The sequence below is a fragment of the Amycolatopsis kentuckyensis genome, assembly GCF_041679295.1.
GTDB lineage: Bacteria > Actinomycetota > Actinomycetes > Mycobacteriales > Pseudonocardiaceae > Amycolatopsis > Amycolatopsis kentuckyensis_A.
The window spans coordinates 241,225-266,774 of sequence record NZ_JBGDMD010000007.1; the positions used below are offsets into that span (position 1 = coordinate 241,225).

Genomic DNA, 25,550 nt, shown 5'->3' on the forward strand with positions numbered 1-25,550 from the left:
GGGCTGTCGCACGTGCGGCCGGTCTTCGGGCGGCTTCCCTGCTTGGCCGGGCGACGCAGCGCCGGCCTCCGGCCGGCCCGCGCCAGACCGGGCGCCCGCGCCGCGAGGTCGCCTGCTGAGCGAAGCACCACAACCCGCGCGCGTAGGGGCGCCCCCGGTTTTCACGTTACCGGTGGGCACCGACAGTTTCGGCCGCCTGACGCCCTGAATGACTCATTCAGGTCCTCGGAGGTCCTGAATGAGTCATTCAAGACCTCCCGGCCACCTCCCGCGCTCGGACCTCCGCGGCGCAGGGGCGCAGCGCTCGCCTCAGACCTCCGCTGCGCCGCAGTCGGCGATGACCTTCCGCAGCGGGTCCGCGATCGACGGCGCCGCCGCGTACGTCGCGTCCGCGCCCAGCTCCGGCGCCGAACCCGGGAGCAGCACCTCCGCGCCCGCCTCCGCCGCGATCAGGGCCCCCGCCGCCCAGTCCCAGCGGTGCAGCCCGTGCTCCACGTACGCGTCCAGCCAGCCCGCCGCCACCGCGCACAGGTCCAGCGACGCGGCACCGTTGCGCCGGATGTCGCGGACGCGGCCCAGCAGCTCCGCCGCGAAACGCGACTGGCGCGTCCGGCGCTCGGCCGAATAGGCGAAACCGGTTCCGACGAGCGTCAGCTCGAGCCGCGCCGGGGCCGACACCGCCAGGCGGCGGCCGTCCAGGAACGCGCCCTGGCCGCGCGCCGCCGACCAGACTCGCCCGCTCGCCGGCTCCACCACCGCGCCGGCCACCGATTCGCCGCCGATCTGCGCCGCCACCGACACCGCGAACCAGGGCAGGCCGTAGAGGAAGTTGACCGTTCCGTCGATCGGGTCGACAACCCAGGTCACGCCGTCGCCCGCGGCGCCGCCGCCCTCTTCGCCCAGCACCGGCTCCCCCGGCCTCAACGCGGCCAGCCGGTCCCGCACGAGCCGCTCGGACTCGTGGTCCACCGCGGTCACCACGTCGGTGTCCGCGGACTTGGTGCCGACGGCCACCGACCGGCCGCCCGCCATCCCCTCCCAGGCCTCGCGGACCAGCTCGGCGGCGTCCGTCGCGACCTGCACCGCGACGCTTTTCAGCAACGACTCGTCAACTCCCACGTCCGACATGTCACCACATCCGGTTAAAGTCTCCGAGGCAGGCTTCTGAATCGTGCGAGAAGGGACCACGTCCGTGGTGGAGGCGACCCGCCGAGGTTTCGGCATCGACATCGGCGGCAGCGGGATCAAGGGCGCCTTGGTCGACCTGGACAAGGGGCAGCTCATCGGCGACCGGATCCGGATCGAGACGCCGAAGCCGTCCACCCCGTCGGCGGTGGCGGACGTCGTGCACGACATCGTCACGCAGGCGGCCTGGGACGGCCCGGTCGGCGTGACGCTCCCGGCGGTCGTCAAGAAGGGCGTTGCGCACACCGCGGCCAACATCGACAAGCAGTGGATCGGCACCGACGCGGACGCCCTCTTCGCCAAGCGCCTCGGCCGCGGCGTCGACCAGGTCGCGATGCTCAACGACGCCGACGCGGCGGGCATGGCCGAGATCCGCTTCGGCGACCCGGTCGCGCGCACGGGCGTCACGGCGTTGCTCACCTTCGGCACCGGCATCGGCAGCGCGGTGTTCCAGGACGGCAAGCTCGTCCCGAACACCGAGTTCGGCCACCTGGAGATCGACGGCCACGACGCGGAGAAGCGCGCGGCCGCCTCCGTGAAGGACAACGAGGGGCTCTCCTACCCCGAATGGGCCAAGCGCGTGCACCGTTATCTGACCGTGCTCGAAAACCTGATCTGGCCCGACCTGTTCATCGTCGGCGGCGGGGTGAGCAAGAAGGCCGAGAAATGGGTGCCGCTGCTGGACATCCGCACTCCGGTGCTGGTCGCGACGCTGCAGAACAACGCCGGGATCGTGGGTGCCGCGGCGGCCGCCGCGGAGGGCATCCAGCACTGAATCCGGCCCGAAACCGGGCCGGAGGGTGATCGCTTCGCGACGCATGCGCGTACCGTCGTTACAATGGAACACGGCCCACGGCTGCGGAGGTCAAAACCGCAGGCCGAGGCGTGATCCCCGAATGTGAGGCAGCAGTGGCACCCGTGCCGTTGCTCGTCATGATCGACCGCTGCGAAAGGGCGTAAGTGGCAGCCGCAAGAACCGCAACCCGAGGCGGGACGAAGACCGCGACCGCAGCCGGCGAGCCGGCCGAAGAGGCAGCCACCGGGACGGCGAAGCCAGCGGCGCGCAAGACCACCACCGCCAAGAAAGCGCCGGCCAAGAAGGCTCCGGCGAAGAAGCCCGCGACCAAGGGCGCGAAGACCGAAGACGGCGAGCCGGACGGTCCCGGCGAGCTCGACGAGGCCGAACTCGACTCGCCCGACCTGTCGGACCTGGAAGAGGTCGAGGTCGACGTCGTCGACGAGACGGTCAACGACGAGCCGGACGCCGACTCGGCCGACGACGACGATGACGACGAGGAGTCGGACGAGGAGACCCCGGCGCAGCGCCGCCGGGGTGCCGCGGCCGACAAGGCCGCGGCCGCGAAGAGCTCCGACAACCCGGACTTCGTCTGGGACGAGGAGGAGTCCGAAGCGCTGCGTCAGGCGCGCAAGGACGCCGAGCTCACCGCGTCCGCCGACTCCGTCCGCGCCTACCTCAAGCAGATCGGCAAGGTCGCGCTGCTGAACGCGGAGGAGGAGGTGGAGCTGGCCAAGCGGATCGAGGCCGGGCTCTACGCCGCCGAGCGCGTGCGCACCGCCGAGGAGGAGGGCGAGAAGCTCGTCACCCAGATGCGCCGCGATCTCAAGTGGATCGTGCGTGACGGCGAGCGGGCGAAGAACCACCTGCTGGAGGCGAACCTCCGGCTCGTGGTGTCGCTGGCCAAGCGCTACACCGGCCGCGGCATGGCGTTCCTGGACCTGATCCAGGAGGGCAACCTCGGCCTGATCCGCGCGGTGGAGAAGTTCGACTACACCAAGGGCTACAAGTTCTCGACGTACGCCACGTGGTGGATCCGCCAGGCGATCACCCGCGCGATGGCCGACCAGGCGCGCACCATCCGCATCCCGGTGCACATGGTCGAGGTCATCAACAAGCTCGGCCGCATACAGCGCGAACTCCTGCAGGACCTCGGCCGCGAGCCGACGCCCGAGGAGCTCGCCAAGGAAATGGACATCTCCCCGGAGAAGGTCCTGGAGATCCAGCAGTACGCGCGTGAGCCGATCTCGCTGGACCAGACGATCGGCGACGAGGGCGACTCGCAGCTCGGTGACTTCATCGAGGACTCCGAAGCGGTCGTCGCGGTGGACGCGGTGTCGTTCACGCTGCTGCAGGACCAGCTCCAGTCGGTGCTGCAGACGCTGTCCGAGCGCGAGGCGGGCGTGGTCCGGCTGCGCTTCGGCCTCACGGACGGCCAGCCGCGCACGCTCGACGAGATCGGCCAGGTGTACGGGGTGACCCGCGAGCGCATCCGGCAGATCGAGTCGAAGACGATGTCGAAGCTGCGCCACCCGTCGCGGTCGCAGGTCCTGCGGGACTACCTGGACTGACGTTTCTTGGGACCCCGCCACCGAGATCTTCTCGGTGGCGGGGTTTTCTTGTGTCCACTGAGGACATCAGGGGACGGCGAGACCGCGCTCCCGCAGCGATTCCTCAACGCGCAGGCGTTCGATCTCACGGTCCATGCCCTCGGGCAGCTCGGCGAGCCGGTGCGGGACGCCCACCTGGCGGCACGCCTGGGTGAGCAGCTCGTCGTACGCCTGCCGGGTGCCGAGCCGCCGGGCGGCCGGAGTGCCGGACGGGTAACCGGCCAGCAGGCGGTGCACCCGGCGCAGGTCCGCGGCGACGCGCTCGATCGGCGGGCCTGCCGGCTGCGGCTGCGCGCGCTTCTCGCGGATCCGGTGGACCAGCTTGGGGACGCGCAGGGCGCACCAGAAGAGGACCGTGGGGGCGATGCAGACCACGGCGAAGAGGATCAGGTTCACGAGGACGCCGCCGGCGCCGGTCATGCACCGATGGTAAGCCCGCGCGAGGCGGCGAGCGGAATCTTTTACGCGCCGGGCGCACGGACGAGCAGCGGGCGAACCGGGGCAGGGCGCACTCTCGCGGGGCGGGGCGACGCAGCTCTGTCGCCGGGGCAGGGCGGCGCACCCTCGCGGGCCAGGCGGCGCGGCTCTGTCGCCGGAGCAGGGCGGCGCACTCTCGCGGGGCCAGGCCGGGGGCGGCACTTTCCCGTGAAAGTGCCGCCCCCGGCGGTGCCTCAAAGGAGCTCGGGAGTCTCCGGGACCACCAGCGTCTCGGCCGTCTCGGGGTTCTCCTCGACCAGCCACAGCACACCCGCGGGCGGCAGCTGGAGGACCGCCGACGCCGGCTGGCCGTGCCACGCGTCCTCCGTGGCCTCCACCGCGCCCAGGTTTCCGACGCCCGAACCGCCGTACGCCTCCGCGTCGGTGTTGACCACCTCGAGCCAGCGCCCCGCCGAGGGCAACCCCACCCGGTAGTCGTGGTGCGGGACCCCCGCGAAGTTAGCCACGCACGCCAGCCGCGAGCCGTCCGCGCCGATGCGCAGGAAGCTCAGCACGTTGCCGCTGGAGTCGTTCGCGTCGATCCAGCGGAAGCCGTCCGGTGACGTGTCCTGGCTGAACAACGCCGGCGTGGACCGGTAGATCGAGTTCAGCGACCGCAGCAGGTCCTGCACACCGCGGTGCAGCGGCTCGTCCAGCAGGTGCCAGTCCAGCGACCGCTGCTCCGACCACTCCGCGGGCTGGCCGAACTCGCCGCCCATGAACAGCAGCTGCTTGCCCGGGTGCGCCCACATGAACGCCAGCAGCGAGCGCAGCCCGGCCGCCTTGTTCCACGCGTCGCCCGGCATCCGGCCCCACAGGGATCCCTTGCCGTGCACCACTTCGTCGTGCGACAGCGGCAGCACGAAGTTCTCGCTCCACGCGTACACGAGCGAGAACGTCATCTCGTTGTGGTGGTACGCGCGGTGGATCGGCTCGTGCGACAGGTACCGGAGCGTGTCGTGCATCCAGCCCATGTTCCACTTGAAGCCGAATCCGAGCCCGCCCAGGTGGGTCGGCCGCGTGACGCCCGGCCACGCCGTCGACTCCTCGGCCACCATCACGATCCCGGGGTGTCGCTTGTAGACGGTCGCGTTCAGCTCCTGCAGGAACTTCACCGCGTCCAGGTTCTCGCGGCCGCCGTACTGGTTGGGCAGCCACTCCCCTTCGTTGCGGGAGTAGTCGAGGTAGAGCATCGAGGCGACGGCGTCGACGCGCAGGCCGTCGAGGTGGAACTCCTCGATCCAGTACAGCGCGTTCGCGACGAGGAAATTGCGGACCTCGTTGCGGCCGAAGTCGAACACGAGCGTGCCCCAGTCGGGCTGCTCCCCTCGCCGCGGGTCCGCGTGCTCGTACAGCGCCGTGCCGTCGAACTTGGCCAGCGCCCAGCTGTCCTTCGGGAAGTGCGCGGGCACCCAGTCGACGAGCACGCCGATCCCCCGCTGGTGCAGGCGGTCGACGAAGTAGCGGAAGTCGTCCGGGGAGCCGAAGCGGGACGTCGGCGCGTAGTACGACGTCACCTGGTAACCCCACGAGCCGCCGAACGGGTGCTCCGACACCGGCAGCAGCTCCACGTGCGTGAAGCCGGTCTCGACCAGGTAGTCGCCGAGCTGGTCGGCCAGCTCGCGGTAGTCGAGGCCGGGCCGCCACGAGCCGAGGTGGACTTCGTAGACGCTCATCGGCGCCGCGGACCAGTCGGTCGCCTCGCGCTGCGCGACCCAGACGTCGTCGGCCCAGATGTGCCCGGAGGTGGTGACGACCGACGCCGTCGCGGGCGGCTGCTCGGTGCCGAACGCCATCGGGTCGGCCTTCTCGTGCCAGTTCCCGTCGGCGCCGAGGATGCGGAACTTGTAGCAGGTGCCGACCCCGACGCCGGGGACGAACAGCTCCCAGATCCCGGACGAGCCGAGCGAGCGCATCGGGTGGCCGCGCCCGTCCCAGCCGTTGAAGTCGCCGATCACGCGGATGCCGCGGGCGTTCGGCGCCCACACCGCGAACGACGTCCCCTCGACGACGCCGTTCGGCGTCTCGTACGAGCGGACGTGCGCGCCGAGCGCCTCCCAGAGCCGCTCGTGCCGCCCTTCGCCGATCAGGTGCAGATCGAGCTCGCCGACCGTGGGCAGCCAGCGGTAGGGGTCGTCGGCGACGACGGTGTGCCCGTCGTACTCGACCTCGAGCCGGTAGTCGCCCGGGTGCTCCGGCACCGGGCCGGCGAACAGCGCGTCGATGACCGGCTCCAGCGGGTACCGGTGCTCGCCCGCGAGCAGCGTGACGCCCTTGGCGCCGGGCAGCAGCGCCCGGGCCGCGAAGCCCTTGCCCACCGCGTGCACGCCCAGCACCGAGTGCGGGTCGTGGTGGGAACCGGCGAGCAGCCGGTCGATGTCCGCGGCCGGCGGGGCCGCGGCCGGGAGGCCTTCCGGAACCGCGTTCACGGTGTCATCCCTCTCCGTCGGTGATCCGGGCGATCGAGGCGAGCGGCACGCCCAGCCAGTCCGGCCGGTTCGCGTGCTCGTAGCCCACTTCGTAGACCGCCTTGTCCAGTTCGAAGGCGCGCAGCAGCTCGCCCTGGTCGCGCGGGTCGGCCGCGACGGCGGCGTAGCCCTCGCAGAACGCCGCCCGGTTGCGGTCCGACCACTCCAGCGCGCGCTCGGCGAGCGCCGGCTCGTCCGGCTGGCCGACCAGCATCTGCTGGGCCGCGTAGTCGAACGACCTCAGCATGCCCGCCACGTCGCGCAACGGCGACCGCAGCGCGTGCCGCTCTTCGACCGGGGCCGCGGGCTCGCCCTCGAAGTCGATGAGCAGCCAGCCGGTGACCGTCCGCAGCACCTGGCCGAGGTGCAGGTCGCCGTGGATGTACTGCATGGTGACCGAGTCGGCGGGCTGCGCGCGCAGCTTCTCGAACGCCGCCCGCAGCGACGGGGCGTGCGCGGCCAGTTCGGGGACGCGGGCGGCAATCGTGTCGAGCCGGTCGAGCATCGCCTTCGCCGAGCGTTCCAGCTCGTCGGCGTCGACCGGTTCGGTGCCGAGCGCCTCGGCCAGGTCGGCGTGCACCTCGGCGACCGCGCGCCCGAGCCGCTCGGCCTCGCCGGCGAAGTCGCCGCCGACCTCCCCGGCGTGCAGCTCCGGCGCCGCCATCAGGTCGCGGACGCTGGTGGTGGCCATCGCCCAGCCGTCGACCGCGTCGGAGACGAACTGCTGGAGCATGCCGACCGTGGTCGGCTCCCCGTCGAGGTCGCCGGTGATCGAGCCGAGCACCTGCGCGATGTGCTTGCTGCCGACGCCCTGCAGCGCCCGGTGCAGCAGCAGGTCCTTGTTCTTGCCCGGCGTCAGCTTCCGGAACAGCTTGAGGATGTACTGCCCGCCGTAGACCAGGGAGGTGTTGCTCTGCTCCGACGTGATCGGCCGCGCGCGCAGGCCGGTGTCCAGTTCGACGCCCGGCTCGTGCTCGAAGACCAGCGAGCCGACCTGCTCTTCGCGGGCCATCAGGTCCAGCAGCACGCCGGTGACGTCGAGGTCGCCGGACGCCTCGTAGGCGTTGAGGTCGCCGACGGCGCCGATCCAGCTGGTCGACGCGATCTCCGGCGGGTGCGTCCGCCGGCCGACGAGCAGCTGGTACGGCTCGCGCCGGTCGTCCTGGGCGACCTCGACCACCACGTGCAGCAGCTGCGGGTCGCCTTCGACCAGCTCGGTCACCCCGAGCGGCCGGACGCCGGTCACCGGCCGGTCCTTGCCGGCGAACCAGCGCTGCTCCGGCAGCCAGCGCTTCAGGTCCTCGGTCAGGTCGTCGACCAGCTCACGCGGGTCGGACAAGGGACTCACCTCGCTTCGCCTTCGTCTCCCGAACTCGTCAGCTGGAACCAGTAGAAGCCGTGCCCCGGCAGCGTCAGCAGGTACGGCAGCTCCCCGATGCTGGGGAACCGCACGCCGCCGGTGAGCTCCACCGGCGTGCACCCGCGGTGCGCGGACAGATCCAGCTCCACCGGCTGCGGGAACCGGGAGAGGTTGTTCACGCAGAGCACGACGTCTTCGCCGCCGTCCGGGCGCCGCCACTGGCGCTTGTAGGCCAGCACGCTCGGGTTCGACCCGCCGAGGTCGATGAACTCGCCTTCGGCGAACGCGTGGTGCTGCTTGCGCACCTCGATCATCCGGCGGGTCCAGTTCAGCAGCGACGACGCGTTGTTCGACTGCGCCTCGACGTTCAGGCCCTGGTAGCCGTACACCGGGTCCATGATCACCGGCAGGTAGATCCGGCCGGGGTCGCAGGAGGAGAACCCGGCGTTGCGGTCCGGGGTCCACTGCATGGGGGTGCGCACCGCGTCGCGGTCACCGAGCCAGATGTTGTCTCCCATGCCGATCTCGTCACCGTAGTACAGAACGGGCGAGCCCGGCAGGGACAGCAGCATGGCGGTGAACAGCTCCTGCTGGTTGCGGTCGTTGTCCAGCAGCGGGGCCAGCCTGCGGCGGATGCCGATGTTGGCCTTCATGCGCGGGTCCTTGGCGTACTCCGCGTACATGTAGTCGCGCTCTTCGTCGGTGACCATCTCGAGGGTCAGCTCGTCGTGGTTGCGCAGGAAGATGCCCCACTGGGACCCGCTGGGGATGGTCGGGGTCTGGGTGAGGATCTCCGAGATCGGGAACCGGGACTCGCGGCGCACCGCCATGAAGATCCGCGGCATCAGCGGGAAGTGGAACGCCATGTGGCACTCGTCGCCGCCGACCGCCGGGTCGCCGAAGTACTCGACGACGTCCGAGGGCCACTGGTTGGCCTCGGCCAGCAGGATGCGGCCCGGGTACTCGTCGTCGACGACCTTGCGGCAGCGCTTGAGGAACTCGTGCGTGCGCGGCAGGTTCTCGCAGTTGGTGCCCTCCTGCTCGAACAGGTACGGCACGGCGTCGAGGCGGAACCCGTCGATGCCCAGGTCGAGCCAGAACCGCAGGGTGTCGATCATCGCGTTCTGGACGTCGGGATTCTCGAAGTTCAGGTCGGGCTGGTGGGAGAAGAACCGGTGCCAGTAGAACTGGCCGCGCACCGGGTCGTAGGTCCAGTTCGACGTCTCGGTGTCGACGAAGATGATCCGCGCGTCGGCGTAGCGGGAGTCGTCGTCGCTCCACACGTAGTAGTCGCCGTACGGGCCGTCGGGGTCGCTGCGGGACTGCTGGAACCACGGGTGCGCGTCCGAGGTGTGGTTGAGCACCAGGTCGGTGATCACCCGGATGCCGCGCCGGTGGGCCTCGTTGAGCAGGAAGACGAAGTCCTCGACGCTGCCGAACTCCGGCAGCACCGCGCGGAAGTCGCTGATGTCGTACCCGCCGTCGCGCAGCGGCGACGCGTAGAACGGCGGCAGCCACAGGCAGTCGATGCCGAGCCAGGCCAGGTAGTCCAGCCGGCCGGCCAGGCCTCTCAGGTCGCCGGTGCCGTCGCCGTTGGAGTCGGCGAACGCGCGCACCAGCACTTCGTAGAAGACCGCGCCTTTGAACCACTCCGGGTTGCTGGGCGCCTGCTGCGCCGAGCGGAAGTCGCCGGCCTGGGGTTCGACGAGCATCCCGTCCGCGGTGATCGCCTCACCGGTGTGCGGCACGCCTTCCAGCCCCAACGCCGCGTCGGGCCGGGCATCTTCGGCCATGAGCTCCACCTCGTCCCTCGAGTCCCTGTCCTTCCGCTTCAGCCGGCCAGCCGGCGTCTCACCGACACGACGTGCGCCACGGCCCGCCAGGGTTCGAGCCGGACGAAGTTCGCCTGACCCCAGTCCCAGGTGTCGCCGGTGACCTCGTCGTGCGCGATCAGCCGCTCGTGCGCTTCGAACCCGAGCGCCCCGGTGTCGAGCCAGAGCGTGCCCTCCTGGGGCCCGTACGGGTCGAGCGTCACGACGGTGACCACGGTGTCGCCGGTGGCCGGGTCCTGTTTGGAGTAGGCCAGCAGCGCGTCGTTGTCGACGTGGTGGAAGTGCAGGGTGCGCATCTGCTGCAGCGCCGGATGCGCGCGGCGGACGGCGTTCAGCTTCGCGATCCACGGCTCCAGCGAGCGGCCTTCTTCGAGGGCGCGCTCGAAGTCGCGCGGGCGCAGCTGGTACTTCTCGGAGTCGAGGTACTCCTCGCTGCCGTCGCGGACCGGGACGTGCTCGAACAGCTCGTACCCGGAGTAGACGCCCCACGTCGGCGAGATCGTCGCCGCGAGCGCCGCCCGCAGCGCGAACATGCCGGGGCCGCCGCGCTGCAGCGACTCGTGGAGGATGTCCGGGGTGTTGACGAACAGGTTCGGCCGGCCCTCGTTCCAGTGCTCGCGCAGGTCGATGGCGAAGTCGATCAGCTCCTGCTTGCCCGTCCGCCACGTGAAGTACGTGTAGCTCTGGGTGAAGCCGAGCCGGGCCAGGCCCCACAGCCGCGCCGGGCGGGTGAACGCCTCGGCCAGGAACAGGACGTCCGGGTGGGCGTCCTTGACCGACTGGATCAGCCAGGCCCAGAAGTCCGGCGGCTTGGTGTGCGGGTTGTCGACCCGGAAGATCTTGACCCCGTGGTCGATCCAGACGGTGATGACCCGCAGCATCTCTTCATAGACGGCCTTGGGGTCGTTGTCGAAGTTGATCGGGTAGATGTCCTGGTACTTCTTCGGCGGGTTCTCGGCGTAGGCGATCGAACCGTCCGGGCGGGTGGTGAAGAACTCCGGGTTCTTCAGGACCCACGGGTGGTCGGGCGCGGCCTGCAGCGCGAAGTCGAGCGCGACCTCCATGCCGAGCTCTTCGGACCGGGCGACGAAGGCGTCGAAGTCCTCGAAGGTGCCGAGGTCGGGGTGGATCGCGTCGTGCCCGCCCTCGTCGGCGCCGATGGCCCACGGCGAGCCGACGTCCTCGGGCTTCGCGTCGAGGGTGTTGTTGGGGCCCTTGCGGTTCACGCGGCCGATGGGGTGGATCGGCGGCAGGTAGACGACGTCGAAGCCCATCTTCGCGACCCGGTCGAGCGCGGCCGCGGCGGTGGTGAACGTGCCGTGCACCGGCTTGCCCTCGGCGTCGAGGCCGCCGGTGGACCGCGGGAACAGCTCGTACCAGGAGCCGAACGCGGCCCGGCGGCGATCGACCCAGACCTTGTGCGGCTTGCCCTTGGTGATCAGCTCCCGCACCGGGAACTCCCGCATGAGCTGGCGGATCTCGGGCGAGAGGGCGGGCCCGACGCGCTCGGCGAGGGCGCGCTCCTCGTCGCGCAACGCCGTCACCGCGCCGGTCAAAAGCGCTTTCTCGGCCCGGCGGTCCGGGCGGCGGGAGACGCGCTCCAGCAGCCGGGCGCCGTTCTCGAGGTCGTTCGCGAGGTCTTCGGGCCCCTGCCCGGCGGCGACCTTGACCTCGACGGCGTGCTCCCACGTCGCCCAGGGGTCGCCCCACGCGTCGATCCGGTAGGTCCACAGGCCGGTGGTGTCCGGGACGATCACCGCGGCGAACGAGTCGGGGTGATCCGGACCGCGCGGCACCATCCGCGTCTGGCGGGTCAGCCGGTCGCCGGGACCACGCCAGGCGACGGTCGCCGCGACGGCGTCGTGGCCTTCCCGCCAGACGGTCGCGGTGACCGGGATGTGTTCCCCCACAACGGCTTTGGCCGGATACCGGCCGCAGCTCACGCTGGGGGAGACGTCGTCGATGCCGAGCCGGCCGGTCATGGGCAACGCCCCTCGGTGTGTCGGTTGGACGCAGGCGACGCCAGTCTGCCTGACTCGATCAAGCGCCTGGGAGGCAGGGTTCTCTACGGTGTACCCACGCGGCGACGGACGAAACGCTTTCCCCGCAACGAATTTCCGGCGGATGACCGGGGCGTTAAGATCGCGTGCGCAAGCGGCCGGCCGACACGCGGACCCGAACGGCCAACACCCGTACCCGAATGGACGAACGCACCCGGCTGCGAGGTCTTGAATGAGTCATTCAGGACCTCCCACGACCTGAATGACTCATTCAAGACGCGCCGCGCCGGCCTCGCACCGGCGGTACGGGTCAGCGGCCGTCGGGCTGCGCCTCCGCGGCCAGGCGCGGGGCCCGCAGCAACAGCAACGAGCGCGACTGCAGCGTCACCCGGCTCTTGGCCTCCAGCGTCCCGGGGTTGGCCGGGCTGCCGTCGGCCGTGCTCGTGTCGAGCGTCGGCTTGAACGTCTCGCCGTACTCGCGGCCCGGCAGCACCACCTCGATCGGCTCGTCGCCCGCGTGCAGCCACAGCAGCCACGAGTGGTCGGGCACGAGCTCGCCGTCGCGGTTGCGGGCCTGGCTGTTCGAACCGTCGATCCACATGCCCAGCGTGTGCCGGTCCTCGAACCAGTCGGTCTCGCCGAACTCCTCGCCGTCCGGGCGGAACCAGACGAGGTCCGGCTGGCCGGTCGGCGTCGTGCGGCCTTCGAAGAACTCCGGCTGCCGCAGCGCCGGGCTGTTCGCCCGCAGCCGCACGACCCGGCGGGCGAAGGTCAACATGGCCTCGGCCTCGGGATCTTCCGGGGTCCAGTCCACCCAGGACGTCTCGTCGTCCAGGCAGTACGCGTTGTTGTTGCCGCCCTGGGTCCGCCAGAACTCGTCGCCCGCGGTGATCATCGGGGTGCCAGTGGACAGCAGCAGCGTCGCGAACATGTTCCGCACCTGCCGCGCGCGCAGGTCCCGGATTTCCGGGTCGGCCGTGTCGCCTTCGGCGCCGTGGTTCCACGAGCGGTTGTCGTTGCCGCCGTCGCGGTTGTCCTCGCCGTTGGCCTCGTTGTGCTTTTCGTTGTACGACACCAGGTCCCGCAGCGTGAAGCCGTCGTGGGCGGTGACGAAGTTGATCGACTGCCACGGCCGGCGCAGGTTGTGGTCGTACAGGTCCGACGAACCGGACAGCCGGTAGGCGAGGTCGCGGACGCCGGTCGCGCCGCGCCAGAAGTCACGCACGGTGTCGCGGTAGCGGCCGTTCCACTCCGCCCACTGGGCGCCGAAGCCGCCGACGCGGTAGCCCTCGCCGGTCGCGTCCCACGGCTCGGCGATGAGCTTGCAGCGCGAGAGCACCGGATCGGTGGTGATCGCGGTCAGCAGCGTCGACGCGGGGTCGAACGGGCCGCCGCGGGCCCGGCCGAGCGTGCTGGCCAGGTCGAACCGGAAGCCGTCGACGCCCAGCTCCTGGGTCCAGTACCGCAGCGAGTCGGTGACCAGCCGGACCACGGTCGGCGAGCCGGCCTCCAGGGTGTTTCCGCAGCCGGTGATGTCGGCCATGTGGCCACGCTCGGTGTGCAGGTAGTACACGGGCGCGTTCAGCCCGCGGAAGCTCAGCGTCGGCCCGTCCGGGCCGCCTTCGCAGGTGTGGTTGAACACGACGTCGACGATCACCTCGATGCCGGCCGCGTGCAGGGCGGCCACCATCAGCCGGAACTCCTCGACCTCGTGGCCGGGCTCGCTGGCGTAGGCCGCGTGCGGCGCGAAGAAGCCGAGCGGCGAGTACCCCCAGTAGTTGTGCCGCCCGGCCCGCACCAGCGACGGCTCGTCGAGGAACGAGTGCACCGGCAGCAGCTCCACCGACGTGACGCCGAGCCGGGTCAGGTACTCGATGGCGACCGGGTGGGCCAGGCCGAGGTAGGTGCCGCGCAGCGCCTCCGGGATGAACGGGTGCCGCTGGGTGAACCCCTTGACGTGCAGCTCGTAGATCACCGCCTCTTCGAACGGGACCTCCGGCTTGACGCCGGTGTCCGGCCCGCCGGGCGAGGACACCACCGACAGCGGCACGCTGCCCAGGGAGTCCACTGTGGACATCGGCCCGCGCTCGGGGTCGCCGGTGAAGCCCTGCGCCGCGGTCAGGTCGGTGAGGCCGCCGGTGATCTGCCGGGCGTACGGGTCGAGGAGCAGCTTGTGGGGGTTGCAGCGCAGGCCCCGGGCCGGGTCGTACGGGCCGTGGATCCGGTAGCCGTAGCGCTGCCCCGGCGTCACCCCGGGCACCAGGCCGTGCCAGACGCCGAACGTGCGCTCGGTGAGCGCGATCCGGCGTTCCGACCCGTCGGCGTCGATCAGGCACAGGTCGACCGCGTCCGCGACGGCGGAGGTGATCGCGAACCGGACCCCGCCCGCCTCGGGGTGGGCGCCGAGCGGGAACGGGCGTCCGGCGCGGACGTGCTGGGTCGACGGTCGTGTGGCCATTCCTGAATCGTCCCAGATCCGGCCCGGATGCCGCGCCCCTATACCGGGACGGTTACCGGGCCGCCGCCGTTCCGACGAGCACGAAGGTGTCCGGCGGCAGCTGCGCGGCACCCCCGTCCACAGTGGCGTCCGCCCAGGTCAGCAGGGTCGTCGTGGCCCGGAGCGGGAGCGTGACCGGGCCTTCGCCGACGTTGACGGCCAGCCGCAGCGCGCCGCGGTGCAGCACGAGCCAGGAGCCGTCCGGCGCGGCGTCGACGCGGACGTCGGCCGTCCAGGGGGCGGCCAGCTCGGGGTGCTCGCGGCGCAGCCGGATCAACGCGCGGTACAGGTCCAGCACCTCTCGGTGACCGGGCCGCTCGGGCTCGGCCCAGTCGAGCCGCGAGCGGTCGACCGTCGCCGGGTCCATCGGGTCGGGCACCTCGGACTCGCCCCAGCCGTGCCGGGCGAACTCGCGACGGCGGCCCGTGCGGACGGCTTCGGCCAGCTCCGGGTCCGGGAAGGACGCGAAGAACTGCCACGGCGTGCTCGCCGCCCACTCCTCCCCCATGAACACCATCGGCGTGAACGGCGAGCAGAACAGGATCGCCGCGCCGCAGGCCAGCCGGCCCGGGGACACGGTCGCGGACAGCCGGTCGCCGGTCGCGCGGTTGCCGATCTGGTCGTGGTTCTGCAGGTAGGCGAGGAAGCGGTGGCCGGGCACGGTCCGGGTGTCCACCGGACGGCCGTGGGTCCGCTCGCGGAACGACGACCAGGTGCCGGCGTGGAAGAACACCTCGCGCAGCACCCGTTCGACGGCGTCTTGCGCGGCGAAGTCCGCGTAGTAGCCGGACGTCTCGCCGGTGAGCTTGACGTGCAGCGCGTGGTGGAAGTCGTCCGACCACTGGGCGTGCAGGCCGTAGCCGCCGCGCTCGCGGGGCGTCACCAGGCGGGGGTCGTTCAGGTCGGACTCGGCGATCAGCGTCAGCGGCCGGTTCAGCGCCGCCGACAGCGCCTCGGTCTCGGTGGCGAGCTGTTCGAGCAGGTGGACCGCGCGCCGGTCGAGCAGCGCGTGCACCGCGTCCAGCCGCAGCGCGTCGACGTGGAAGTCGCGGAACCAGCTCAGCGCGTTGTCGATGACGTACCGGCGGACCTCGTCCGAGCCGGCGCCGTCGAGGTTGAGGCCGGGGCCCCAGTCGTTCTGCCCGGCGAAGTACGGCCCGAACTTGTCGAGGTAGGCCCCCGACGGCCCGAGGTGGTTGTAGACGACGTCGAGCACGACGGCCAGCCCGCGCGCGTGCGCCGCGTCGACGAACCGCTTGAAGCCGTCCGGCCCGCCGTAGGGCTCGTGGACCGCGCCCCAGAGCACGCCGTCGTAGCCCCAGCCCGCGGTGCCGTCGAAGGAGTTGACCGGCAGCAGCTCGACGTGGGTGATGCCGAGGTCGACGAGGTGGTCGAGCCGGTCGATCGCCGCGTCGAAGGTGCCGCCCTCGGTGAACGTCCCGACGTGCAGCTCGTAGAGGACGGCGCCGGGCAGCTGGCGGCCGTGCCACGCGTCGTCCGTCCACTCGAACTCGCCGTGGTCGTAGACGCGCGACTCCCGGTGGACGCCGTGGGGCTGCCACCGCGACCGCGGGTCGGGCAGCGGCTTCTCGTCGTCGTCCAGCAGGAAGGCGTAGTTGATGCCGTCGGCTTCGGCGTGCCACCAACCGCCGTCGCCGGCGGTCATCTCGTGCACGCCGGCGTCGACGCTCACCCGGACCCGCCCGGCGGACGGCGCCCACACGCTGAACCTCATGCGTCTCCTCGCACCAGCAACGCGACGGGGTACCGGTCGAACAACGTGGCCACGTCCGGGCTCGCGTCGCGGCCGGTCAGGACGTCGGTCCAGACGCCGTCGGGCAGCGGCAGCACGGTGCCGCGCCAGCCGCCGCCGGCCTCGAGGCCGATCGGCAGCCGGGTGACCGCCACGGCCAGGTCCGCGGACCGAGTGAAGGCCAGGATGTGCTCCGCCGCGGGCCCCTCGGCGCGCAGCGGCCGGTAGCCGCGGAACAGCGCCGGGTGCTCGCGGCGCAACCGCAGCGCCTTGTGCACGACCAGCAGCTTCGCCGCGCCGGACGCGTCGATCCCCGGCTGCTCGCCGTCGGCGACGCGCGCCAGGATCTCGCGGCGGACCGCGTAGTCGACCGGGCGGCGGTTGTCCGGGTCGACCAGCGAGAAGTCCCACAGCTCGGTGCCCTGGTAGACGTCCGGGACGCCGGGCGCGGTCAGCTGGACCAGCTTCTGCCCGAGCGAGTTCGCGTAGCCGGGCTTCTCGATCCGCGCGACGAACGCTTCGATGTCCGCCGCCAGCTCGGCGTCGCCCATGACGTCCGCCGGCCACGCGGCGACGTCGGCCTCGAACGTCTCGTCGTGGTCGGTCCAGCTGGTCCGGAGCTTGGCCTCCTTGGCCGCCTTGTCGAGGTAGTCCTGGAGGCGGCCCGGCTCGATCGGCCAGGTCGACACCAGCGTCTGCCAGGCCAGGAGGTTCAGCGCCGGCTCGGCGATCCCGCGGCGCACGGTCCACCGGCGGACGGCGTCGGCGAACTCGCCGGGCAGCTCCGCCAGCACGGCCATCCGCGCGCGGGTGTCCTCCGAGCGCTTGGTGTCGTGCGTGGTCAGCGTCGTCATCGCGGCCGGGTGCCCGGCCTCGCGCTCGGCCGCCAGGCGGTGGAACTCCTCGACGTCCAGGCCGAACCGGTCCGGGTTGCCGCCGACCTCGTTGAGCGCGGCGAAGCGGGTGTAGCGGTAGAACGTCGTGTCCTCGGTGCCCTTGGCCACGACCATGCCGGACGTCTGCTGCAGCCGGGTGGCCAGCTCGCCGTCCGGCTCGGCGCGGACCTGCGCGTCGAGCGCGTCCAGCACGCCGCCCAGGTCGGGGCGGGCCTCGCGGGCCCCGGCGATCGCGGCCGCCCAGTGCGTCTCGCCCTCGGGCAGGTAGGAGCGGTAGACGGGGAACGCGACCATGGTCTCGGCGACGGCGTCGCGCGCCGCGTCCTGGTCCACCCCGCGCAGCAGCGCCGCGATCCGCCGGACCTCGGCGACGAGGATGCGGTCGGTGACGAGCCGCCGGGCTTCGGCCTCGACGCGGTGGTAGCCGGTCTTCACGCCCAGTTCGGTGGCCAGCTCGGTGAACCCGGGCTCGCCCGCCGGGTCGACGAAGACGCCGGCGATCTCGCGCAGGGCGTCGTAGCCGGTGGTGCCGTCGACCGGCCAGCTCTGCGGCAGCGGCTCGCCCGGGTGCAGGATCTTCTCCGCGACGATCCACGCGTTCGGCGCGTTCTCCCGCAGCCGCCGGAAGTAGCCACCGGGATCGGCGAGGCCGTCCGGGTGGTCGACGCGCAGGCCGGTGACGTCGCCGTCGGCGACCCAGCGCAGCACTTCGCCGTGCGTCTCGGCGAACACCTTCGGGTCTTCGACGCGGACGGCGGCCAGGTTCGTGATGTCGAAGAACCGGCGGTAGCCCAGCTCCGCGTTGCCGCGGCGCCAGCCGATCAGGCGGTAGTGCTGGCGCTCGTGGACCTCCTGGGGCGTCCCGCCGCCGGTGCCGGGCGCGATCGGGAAGCGGTGGTCGTAGTAGGCGAGTTCGTCACCGTCGACCGTCAGCTCCGAGACAGCGTCGTCATCGCCGAGCACCGGCAGCAGCAGCGGACCGCGCTCCCAGTCGATGTCGAAGAACGACGCGTACTCCGAGTCGCGGCCGTGTTCGAGCACGTCCCACCAGAAGCGGTTCGCCTTCGGCACCTCGACCGACATGTGGTTCGGCACGATGTCGACCACGAAGCCGAGCCCGAGCTCCTTCAGCAGCGCGCTGAGCTCCTGCCGGGCCGACTCGCCGCCCAGCTCGGGCCGCGCGCGCGTCGGGTCGACGACGTCGTAGCCGTGGGTCGAACCGGGCGTGGCGTCCAGCACCGGCGACGCGTACAGCGCGCCGATGCCCAGGTCGCGCAGGTAACCGGCGATGCCGGCGGCGTCGCCGAACGGGAACTCCGGGCGCAGCTGCACCCGGTAGGTCGACTCCGGCACCGTCATTCGGACTCCGTCTCCGTCCGCTGCAGCACGATCAGGGACCGGGCGGGCAGGGTGAACTGGCCGCCCCCTTCGATGGACTTCGCGTCGCGGGGCTCGACCTCGCCGGTCGCGGTGTCGATGACGACCGTCCAGGCCTGGCCGTAGCCGTTGCCCGGGAGCTTGGCGTCGATGTCCTCGTAGTGCGCGTTGAACGCGAGCAGGAACGAGTCGTCCTCGACATGCATCCCGCGCGGGTCGAGGTCCGGGATGGCCTGGCCGTTGAGGAAGACGACGACCGCCTTGCCGAAGCCGTCGTCCCAGTTCTGCTCGGTCATCTCCTCGCCGGCCGGGGTGAACCAGGCGATGTCGCCGAGCTTGTCGCCCTTGCCGACCGGGCCGCCCTGGAAGAACCGGCGGCGGCGGAACACCGGGTGGCGGTGCCGGAACGCGCCCAGCCCGCCGGTGAACCGGACCAGGTCGGCGTGCTCGGTGGCCAGCTCCCAGTCCATCCAGGACAGTTCGGAGTCCTGGCAGTAGACGTTGTTGTTGCCCTGCTGGGTCCGGCCGAACTCGTCGCCGTGCAGGATCATCGGCACGCCCTGCGACAGCATCACCGTCGCCAGCATGTTGCGCTGCTGCCGCACGCGCAGCTCGTTGACCTCGGGGTCGTCGGTCTCGCCCTCGACCCCGCAGTTCCACGAGCGGTTGTCGTCGGCGCCGTCGCGGCCGTCCTCGCCGTTGGCCTCGTTGTGCTTTTCGTTGTAGGACACCAGGTCCCGCAGCGTGAAGCCGTCGTGGGCGGTGACGAAGTTGATCGACGCGAACGGGCGGCGGCCGTCGTCCTGGTAGAGGTCGGACGAGCCGGTGATCCGGCTCGCGAACTCGCCCAGTGTGGAGGGCTCGCCGCGCCAGAAGTCGCGGACGGTGTCGCGGTACTGCCCGTTCCACTCCGTCCACAGCGGCGGGAAGTTGCCGACCTGGTAGCCGCCGGGGCCGACGTCCCACGGCTCGGCGATCAGCTTCACCTGGCTCACGATCGGGTCCTGCTGCACGAGGTCGAAGAACGTCGACAGCCGGTCGACGTCGTAGAACTCGCGCGCCAGCGCCGAGGCGAGGTCGAAGCGGAAGCCGTCGACGTGCATCTCCGTCACCCAGTACCGCAGCGAGTCCATGATCAGCTGCAGGGTGTGCGGGTTGCGCACGTTGAGGGAGTTCCCGGTGCCGGTGTAGTCCATGTAGTACTCGGGCTCCCCCTCCACCAGCCGGTAGTAGGCCTCGTTGTCGATGCCCCGCATCGACAGCGTCGGCCCGAGGTGGTTGCCCTCGGCGGTGTGGTTGTAAACCACGTCGAGGATCACTTCGATGCCGGCCTCGTGGAAGGCCTTCACCATCCCCTTGAACTCCTGCACCTGGCCGCCCTCGCCGGGCATCGCGGCGTAGGAGTCGTGCGGGGCGAAGTAGCCGATCGTGTTGTAGCCCCAGTAGTTCGTGAGGCCCTTCTCCTCCAGCCCGTGGTCGGAGACGAACTGGTGCACCGGCAGCAGCTCCACCGCCGTCACGCCGAGCTTCTGCAGGTGCTCGACGACGGCGGGGTGCGCCATCCCGGCGTACGTGCCGCGCAGCGCCTCGGGCACGAACGGGTGGTTCACCGTCATGCCCTTGACGTGGGCTTCGTAGATGACCGTCTCGTTGTACGGCCGCTTCGGCAGGCGGTCGTTGCCCCAGTCGAAGAACGGGTTGGCGACCAGCGAGTAGGGCACCCGGCCGGCGGAGTCGGCGTCGTTGCGCTCCTCCGGGTTGGCGAACTGGTAGCCGAAGAGCGACTCGTCCCACTTCACGCCGTGCGAGACGGCCTTCGCGTACGGGTCGATGAGCAGCTTGTTCGGGTTGCACCGCAGGCCGCGGGCGGGGTCGTACGGGCCGTGCACGCGGAAGCCGTACCGCTGACCCGGGCCGACGTTGAGCAGGTAGCCGTGGTGGACGAAGCCGTCCACCTCTTCGAGCGCGTACCGCGTCTCCTCGCCCTCGGCGTCGAACAGGCACAGTTCGACCCGCTCGGCGACCTCGGAGAACAGGGCGAAGTTCGTCCCGACTCCGTCGTAGGTCGCGCCGAGCGGGTAGGGCGTTCCGGGCCAGGGCCGCACTGGGGTCTCCTCGAGCTTTCACAGGGTTGTACCGGGCGCGTCCGCGCACGCGGACGCGCATCACTCCGGGGGTCGTACGCCGTGGGGTACCCGTTACCCGGGCAACGGACGCGCTGCTGCCAGCGGCGCCACCGCGGCGCGCACCCCCTTCGCGGTGAAGAAGCCGTCGACGCTGACGGGAAGGGGAATCCGCCAGTTAGGGTACTGGTCGACCGTCCCGGGCAGATTCGGCTGCCGCACCTGGCCCGCGACGTCCGCCGGTGACGTCAGCACCAGCCGGGACGCGGCCCGCGCGAGGAGCCCGTGCAGGGCGACGACCATGTCGTCGTCCGGAATCCCTTCGCGGGCAAGGAGTTCCCGCAGAGCTTGCCGTTCGGCGGCGGCCGCTTCTTCCTCGGCTTCGACCCCGCGGTCCAGCAGGCCCAGCTCGGCCCGGACCCGGACGTGCTCGCCTTCCAGCCAGCCGGAGACCGTCGGCAGGTCGTGCGTCGAGATGCTGGCCATGGCTTCCGGGTCCCAGGTGTCCGGGCGAGTGAACGGCTTGCCCGGCGCGTCCCAGTCGCGTTCGAACCACAGCACGGCCGAGCTGAGCATGCCGCGCTCGTGCATGGTCTCGGTGACGGTCTCCTCGACCGTGCCGAGGTCCTCCCCCACGACGACCGCGCCGGCCCGGTGCGCCTCGAGCGCGAGCACGCCGACCATGGCCTCGGCGTCGTAGTGGACGTACGTGCCGCGGTGCGCGGGCTCGCCCGGCGGGATCCACCAGAGCCGCCAGAGCCCGGCGATGTGGTCGACGCGGATGCCGTCGGCGTACCGCAGCACGCCGCGGATGACGTCCCGGAACGGCGCGTACCCGGCCGCGGCGAGCTTGTCCGGCCGCCACGGCGGGAGGTTCCAGTCCTGGCCCTGCTGGTTGAAGGCGTCCGGCGGCGCGCCGACGCGGACGTCGGCGGCGAAGACGTCCCGCACCGCCCAAGTGTCGGCCCCGCCGGGGTGCACGCCGACCGGCAGGTCGTGCACGATCCCGACGGTCATCCCGGCCGCGCAGGCTTGTTTCCGGGCAGCTTCCAGCTGGATCCGGCAGAGGTGCTGCAGCCACGTGTGGAAGCCGACGCGCTCCTTCAGCTCCTCGCGGGCCTTCTCGACCTCGGGGCCGGCCGGGTCGCGCAGGGGCTCCGGCCAGTCCCGCCAGTCGGCGCCGTGCCGTTCGGCGAGGGCGCAGAAGAGGGCGAAGTCCAGCAGGTCGCGATCTTCGGGCAGCTCTTCGACGCGGTGCGGCCACAGCAGCTCCAGGGCGGCGCGTTTCGCCGTCCAGACCTTGTCGTAGTCGATGAGTTCGCCGTCTCGGTCCGGGACCAGCGACTCGACCGCCTCCCGCGTCGCCGCGTCGGCCCGCTCGAACGTCTCGGTGGCGGTGACGCGCAGGTAGATCGGGTTGGCGAAGCGCCGGCTCGCGGGCGAGTACGGCGACCGTTCGACCGGGTGGGCCGGGCTGAAGGCCTGCACGGGGTTGACCAGCAGGACGCCCGCGTCCAGCTCCGCGGCCGAGCGGGCGGCGAAGGTGGCGAGGTCCGCGTAGTCGCCGATGCCCCAGGAACCGGCCGAGTGCAGGGCGTAGAGCTGCAGCATCCAGCCCCAGGCGGGCGGGACGTCCGGCAGCTTCGCGGGCACGACGGCGAGCACGACGTCCTGGCCGTCGGTGACCACCCGGTGCCAGCCCAGCGGCAGGTCGGCGGGGATTTCGCCGGTGGTCCGACGCCGGCTGCCGTCTTCGAGCACGATCTCGGCGTCCCCGGGCAGCGGCCGGCCGGTGCCCTCCTTCAGCACGATCGTCGGCGGCAGCTCGTCGGGGGTCTGGGCCGCCAGTGCTTCGGCGATGGCGTCGGCGCTGGTGGCGTCGACCCCGAACTGCCCCAGCACGGCGGCGACGACGTCGTCGTCGACTTCGACCCATTCCTGGTCGGCGTTCTCGTACCGGGTGGCGACGCCGTGGCGGTCGGCGAGCTGGTGCAGGGCGCTGCGGGCGGGGATCTCGTCGGGCACGGGGACCAGCATTCCGGTGCGGGGCCGTTCCCGCCATCCGCACGCCCGCTTTCCGGGGGTCCGGGTGGCGGAGCCCCCCGGTCTCCGATCGACGCGGCACGACGTCACCCCCGCCCTCTTCGCCGCCGGGTCGCCACCAGCACCGCCGCGCCGGCCAGGACCATCACGACGCTGGCCGCGACGTGCAGCGACGCCGGCAGCAGGTGCAGCTGGACGAACCAGCTCGGCGAGCGGGCCTCCAGCAGCCGGTTGAGCAGGCCGCCGGCGCCCTGGACGACCAGCAGGATCCCGAGCAGCTCGATCACGACCGCACCTCCGCCTTGCCGGCCAGCTCCTGCCAGAGCGGGCCGGTGACGAACCAGATCGCCGTGACGGTGCCCAGCCGCGGGAACCAGGCCCACAACGGCCCGACCTGCTCCGGGGTGCCGATGGTGACGATCGCCGCCAGCAGGGCCACGGCCGCCAGCCCGCAGGCGAGCAGGCACTTGCCGAACTCGCGCCACTCGTGCCGCGCCTTCTCCTTTCCCCGCCGTTTGGGCGGCGGTGGCGGCCCGCCGGCGAACCGGTGGGCGAACTGCACGTCGGCCCACCGGACCATGCCGGGTCCGAAGACGACGCTGAACCCCAGGTACACGGCGGCCAGGCCGTGGGTGAAGTTCGCCTTCGCCCCACCGGCCAGGTCGGCCACGGTCGCCACCAGCACCACGACGTCGATCAGCGGCACCATGGCCAGCAGGATCGTGGAGGCGCGCCGGGCGCGCAGCAGGTACCGCACGGCGAGCCCGGCCGCGATCAGCACCCAGAACCCGATTTCGCCCGCCGCGATCACGGCGGCCGCCGGATTCTCCGCGAGGAACTTCCCGATCTCGTTCACGCTTCCAGGCTCGCGCCCGGACCGGCTCGGGCGCGTCGTCGGAAAGCACGACCGGGGGTCATCACTTCGTAGGACGCGCCGCGCTCACCCCGTGTGCTGGGATGGTCACATGTCCTTCCTCCGCCTCCGCTCACGGCCGGCGTGGCAGCAGGACGCGGTGATCGCGCTGGCCACGTGGGTGGCCGGCGTCCTGGTCTACGCGGCCGGCATCCACCGGCTGCTGACCGCGTACGACCACGCGCCCTTGTGGGTGCGGCTGCTCGAGCTGACCGCGTTGTGCGGTCTGGAGCTGCTGCGCCGGTGGGTGCCGGGCGCGCTGCTGCTGGCGACGGTGGTGCTGGCGGTGGACATCTGGCTGAGCCCGTCCCTGCCGGTGGTGATCATCTACACGGACTTCCTGTACGCGGCGACGCTCTACGGCTCGCGGCGCACGAGCCGGGTGATGATCGGCGTCGCGGCGCTGTCGGTGGTGACCGTGCTGGCCGGGGTGCTGCTGCTCGGCCAGGAGTGGCGCACGGCGGTGCTGGCCGCGGTGAGCACGCTGCCGTTCGTCCTGACACCGGTGTGGTGGGCGGCGAACGTCCGCCAGCAGCGCGACATCGCGGACACGGAGCGGGCGAACGCCGCGCAGCTGGCGAAGATCGCGGAGCTGGACCGCCGCGCGGCGGTGGCCGCCGAGCGCGGCCGGATGGCGCGCGACCTGCACGACGTGGTCGCCGGGCACCTCTCGGCCATCGCGATCCAGTCGGAAGCCGCGTTGTCGCTCTCGGACGCGAAGCTGGCGAGGAGGGTGCTGGAGTCGGTGCGGGAGAACAGTGTCAGCGCGCTGGCGGAGATGCGGGCGATGATCGGGCTGCTGAAGGCCGAGGGCGCGAGCGCGGAGACGACGGCGCCGGCCAGGTTGGCCGAACTCTCCAAGCTGGTCGAGTCGGCCCGGGCGAGTGGCCTGGAGGTGACGGTCGAGTCCACTGTGGACAAGCAGGTCCCGCTGCCGACGGCGGTCGACCTGACGGCGTATCGGATCGCCCAGGAGGCGCTGACGAACGCGGTGAAGCACGCCCCGGGCGGCCAGGTCGACGTGGACATCAGGCACTTCGACGGAGTGTTGGAGGTCCAGGTCCGCAACGAGGTCCACCACCCCCCGGCTCCGGCCGACGGCTCCGGAACGGGATTGCTGAACATGCGCGAGAGGGCGGACGCGGTGGGCGGCAGGCTGACGGCCGGCCCGTCGGGCGAAGGCTGGCTGGTCCGCGCGGAGCTCCCGGTGGGCCCGACCCGATGACGATCACCAATGTGGCGGCCAACAACCACGCCCGCCTCCGCCCCGAGCCCGCGGCAGGCCGAGGCCGGCTGGACCGCACCGGCCCGGCGACAACTCCGCACGCCGGTAGCCGACCCGCCCTGCCGGCGCCGGCTCCTCCACACGGAACCTCCGGCCGGCACCACCCGATGACCCTCACCGCACCCATGACCACCGTCGGCACCGCGGTCTGGCGGCAAACTCGCTGGCTCGCCACCGGCCCGTCCAGCGAGAACCGGCTGATCGGTACCGAACTCCTGGCAAGCCCCACCGAAGGCACCACCCGATGACCATCACCGTCCTCCTGGCCGACGACCACACCGCCATCCGCGACGGCCTGGCCATGATCCTGGACAACGCCGAGGGCGTCCGGGTCGTCGGCCAAGCCGCGGACGGCGCCGCCGCCGTGCGGCAAGCCCGTGCCCTCCGGCCCGACGTCACGCTCATGGATGTCCGCATGCCGGGCACCGACGGCATCACCGCCACCCGCCAGCTGCTCGCCGAAGGGCTGTCCGAAGTCCTCGTCCTCACCACCTTCGACCTCGACGAGTACGTCGACGGCGCCCTCCAGGCGGGCGCGGCCGGCTTCCTGCTCAAGTCGGTCGAGGCGCCCCGGCTGATCGAGGCCGTCAAGCGCGTGGCGGCCGGCGAAGGCGTGCTCGCCCCCGAGGTCACGCGGCGGCTGATCACCGCCTACGCCGCCGGGCGGGGGCCGGCGCCCGTCCCCCACGGCCTCGACACCCTCACCGACCGCGAACGCGAGGTGCTCGGCTGCCTCGGCGCCGGCCTGTCCAACGCCCAGATCGCCACCCGGCTGTACATCGGCGAGACGACGGTGAAGACGCACGTCTCCCGCGTCCTGACCAAACTGGACCTCCGCTCCCGCGTCCAGGCGGCGATCCTCGCCCAGGAGAACGGCCTGGCCGCCGCCGATCTGCGGGAACCCCCGTGACCTTCTAACTTCTCCTCATGGGTGT

18 protein-coding genes are annotated in these 25,550 nt (G+C 71.7%); 5 read left to right on the forward strand and 13 right to left on the reverse strand.

The window, feature by feature from the left end:
- Positions 1-309: 309 nt before the first annotated feature.
- Positions 310-1,128, reverse strand: coding sequence for an inositol monophosphatase family protein (locus tag ACERZO_RS30000; RefSeq protein WP_372668178.1), 819 nt, complete (start codon positions 1,126-1,128; stop codon positions 310-312).
- 64 nt (positions 1,129-1,192) lie between these two features.
- Between ACERZO_RS30000 and ppgK the strand changes: the two genes are divergently transcribed.
- Together ppgK and ACERZO_RS30010 are read left to right on the forward strand one after the other, a co-directional pair.
- The gene (gene ppgK, locus ACERZO_RS30005) at positions 1,193-1,960 is read left to right on the forward strand and encodes a polyphosphate--glucose phosphotransferase (protein ID WP_372668973.1); all 768 of its coding nucleotides are present in this window, start codon (positions 1,193-1,195) and stop codon (positions 1,958-1,960) included.
- 185 nt (positions 1,961-2,145) lie between these two features.
- Positions 2,146-3,552 (forward strand): RNA polymerase sigma factor, encoded by a 1,407-nt coding sequence (locus tag ACERZO_RS30010; RefSeq protein WP_372668180.1) that lies wholly within the window; start codon positions 2,146-2,148, stop codon positions 3,550-3,552.
- A 66-nt stretch (positions 3,553-3,618) separates the two neighbouring features.
- Here ACERZO_RS30010 and ACERZO_RS30015 read toward each other — a convergent pair whose 3' ends face one another.
- From ACERZO_RS30015 to ACERZO_RS30070, 12 genes are all read right to left on the reverse strand, one after another.
- The gene (locus tag ACERZO_RS30015; protein ID WP_372668181.1) at positions 3,619-4,011 is read right to left on the reverse strand and encodes a hypothetical protein; all 393 of its coding nucleotides are present in this window, start codon (positions 4,009-4,011) and stop codon (positions 3,619-3,621) included.
- 251 nt (positions 4,012-4,262) lie between these two features.
- Entirely contained in the window at positions 4,263-6,497 is a 2,235-nt protein-coding gene (gene glgB / locus ACERZO_RS30020) for a 1,4-alpha-glucan branching protein GlgB (protein ID WP_372668183.1), read from the reverse strand.
- Positions 6,498-6,501: 4 nt separating this feature from the next.
- On the reverse strand, positions 6,502-7,875 hold the full coding sequence (locus ACERZO_RS30025) for a maltokinase N-terminal cap-like domain-containing protein (RefSeq protein WP_372668185.1): 1,374 nt from the start codon (positions 7,873-7,875) through the stop codon (positions 6,502-6,504).
- A gap of 5 nt (positions 7,876-7,880) precedes the next feature.
- On the reverse strand, positions 7,881-9,689 hold the full coding sequence (gene treS, locus ACERZO_RS30030) for a maltose alpha-D-glucosyltransferase (RefSeq protein ID WP_372668187.1): 1,809 nt from the start codon (positions 9,687-9,689) through the stop codon (positions 7,881-7,883).
- Positions 9,690-9,727: 38 nt separating this feature from the next.
- A complete protein-coding gene (locus tag ACERZO_RS30035) occupies positions 9,728-11,710 on the reverse strand; it encodes a maltotransferase domain-containing protein (protein ID WP_372668189.1) in 1,983 nt (660 codons plus the stop codon).
- A gap of 328 nt (positions 11,711-12,038) precedes the next feature.
- Positions 12,039-14,186: a glycogen debranching protein GlgX gene (glgX, locus tag ACERZO_RS30040; protein ID WP_372668191.1), complete on the reverse strand. Its 2,148-nt coding sequence runs from the start codon at positions 14,184-14,186 to the stop codon at positions 12,039-12,041.
- Positions 14,187-14,238: 52 nt separating this feature from the next.
- Positions 14,239-15,960 (reverse strand): malto-oligosyltrehalose trehalohydrolase, encoded by a 1,722-nt coding sequence (treZ, locus tag ACERZO_RS30045; protein WP_372668193.1) that lies wholly within the window; start codon positions 15,958-15,960, stop codon positions 14,239-14,241.
- Positions 15,957-18,233, reverse strand: coding sequence for a malto-oligosyltrehalose synthase (gene treY / locus ACERZO_RS30050; RefSeq protein ID WP_372668194.1), 2,277 nt, complete (start codon positions 18,231-18,233; stop codon positions 15,957-15,959). Before treY ends, treZ begins: the two co-directional genes overlap by 4 nt.
- The gene (gene glgX / locus ACERZO_RS30055; protein WP_372668196.1) at positions 18,230-20,356 is read right to left on the reverse strand and encodes a glycogen debranching protein GlgX; all 2,127 of its coding nucleotides are present in this window, start codon (positions 20,354-20,356) and stop codon (positions 18,230-18,232) included. The genes treY and glgX (ACERZO_RS30055) overlap by 4 nt, the downstream gene beginning before the upstream one ends.
- Positions 20,357-20,449: 93 nt before the next feature.
- Positions 20,450-22,411, reverse strand: a complete 1,962-nt coding sequence (gene malQ / locus ACERZO_RS30060) for a 4-alpha-glucanotransferase (RefSeq protein ID WP_372668198.1) — start codon at positions 22,409-22,411, stop codon at positions 20,450-20,452.
- Between the two features lie 92 nt (positions 22,412-22,503).
- On the reverse strand, positions 22,504-22,704 hold the full coding sequence (locus ACERZO_RS30065; protein WP_372668200.1) for a hypothetical protein: 201 nt from the start codon (positions 22,702-22,704) through the stop codon (positions 22,504-22,506).
- Positions 22,701-23,273, reverse strand: a complete 573-nt coding sequence (locus ACERZO_RS30070; RefSeq protein ID WP_372668202.1) for a hypothetical protein — start codon at positions 23,271-23,273, stop codon at positions 22,701-22,703. The genes ACERZO_RS30065 and ACERZO_RS30070 overlap by 4 nt, the downstream gene beginning before the upstream one ends.
- Before the next feature lie 109 nt (positions 23,274-23,382).
- On the opposite strand from ACERZO_RS30070, the gene ACERZO_RS30075 reads away from it, so the two are divergent.
- The 3 genes from ACERZO_RS30075 (at position 23,383) to ACERZO_RS30085 (ending at position 25,525) form a co-directional block, all read left to right on the forward strand.
- Positions 23,383-24,555 (forward strand): histidine kinase, encoded by a 1,173-nt coding sequence (locus ACERZO_RS30075; protein WP_372668203.1) that lies wholly within the window; start codon positions 23,383-23,385, stop codon positions 24,553-24,555.
- 185 nt (positions 24,556-24,740) lie between these two features.
- Positions 24,741-24,863 (forward strand): hypothetical protein, encoded by a 123-nt coding sequence (locus ACERZO_RS30080; RefSeq protein ID WP_372668205.1) that lies wholly within the window; start codon positions 24,741-24,743, stop codon positions 24,861-24,863.
- On the forward strand, positions 24,860-25,525 hold the full coding sequence (locus tag ACERZO_RS30085; protein WP_372668207.1) for a response regulator: 666 nt from the start codon (positions 24,860-24,862) through the stop codon (positions 25,523-25,525). The genes ACERZO_RS30080 and ACERZO_RS30085 overlap by 4 nt, the downstream gene beginning before the upstream one ends.
- Positions 25,526-25,550: the final 25 nt, after the last annotated feature.

Bases quoted from the DNA above. Each gene is read 5' to 3' on its own strand.
- ACERZO_RS30000 (WP_372668178.1), bottom strand. From the start codon at position 1,128: ATGTCGGACGTGGGAGTTGACGAGTCGTTGCTGAAAAGCGTCGCGGTG.
- malQ (WP_372668198.1), bottom strand. From the start codon at position 22,411: ATGCTGGTCCCCGTGCCCGACGAGATCCCCGCCCGCAGCGCCCTGCAC.
- ACERZO_RS30075 (WP_372668203.1), top strand. From the start codon at position 23,383: ATGTCCTTCCTCCGCCTCCGCTCACGGCCGGCGTGGCAGCAGGACGCG.
- treY (WP_372668194.1), bottom strand. From the start codon at position 18,233: ATGACGGTGCCGGAGTCGACCTACCGGGTGCAGCTGCGCCCGGAGTTC.
- ACERZO_RS30035 (WP_372668189.1), bottom strand. From the start codon at position 11,710: ATGACCGGCCGGCTCGGCATCGACGACGTCTCCCCCAGCGTGAGCTGC.
- treS (WP_372668187.1), bottom strand. From the start codon at position 9,689: ATGGCCGAAGATGCCCGGCCCGACGCGGCGTTGGGGCTGGAAGGCGTG.
- ACERZO_RS30085 (WP_372668207.1), top strand. From the start codon at position 24,860: ATGACCATCACCGTCCTCCTGGCCGACGACCACACCGCCATCCGCGAC.
- treZ (WP_372668193.1), bottom strand. From the start codon at position 15,960: ATGAGGTTCAGCGTGTGGGCGCCGTCCGCCGGGCGGGTCCGGGTGAGC.
- glgX (WP_372668191.1), bottom strand. From the start codon at position 14,186: ATGGCCACACGACCGTCGACCCAGCACGTCCGCGCCGGACGCCCGTTC.
- ACERZO_RS30080 (WP_372668205.1), top strand. From the start codon at position 24,741: ATGACCACCGTCGGCACCGCGGTCTGGCGGCAAACTCGCTGGCTCGCC.
- ACERZO_RS30015 (WP_372668181.1), bottom strand. From the start codon at position 4,011: ATGACCGGCGCCGGCGGCGTCCTCGTGAACCTGATCCTCTTCGCCGTG.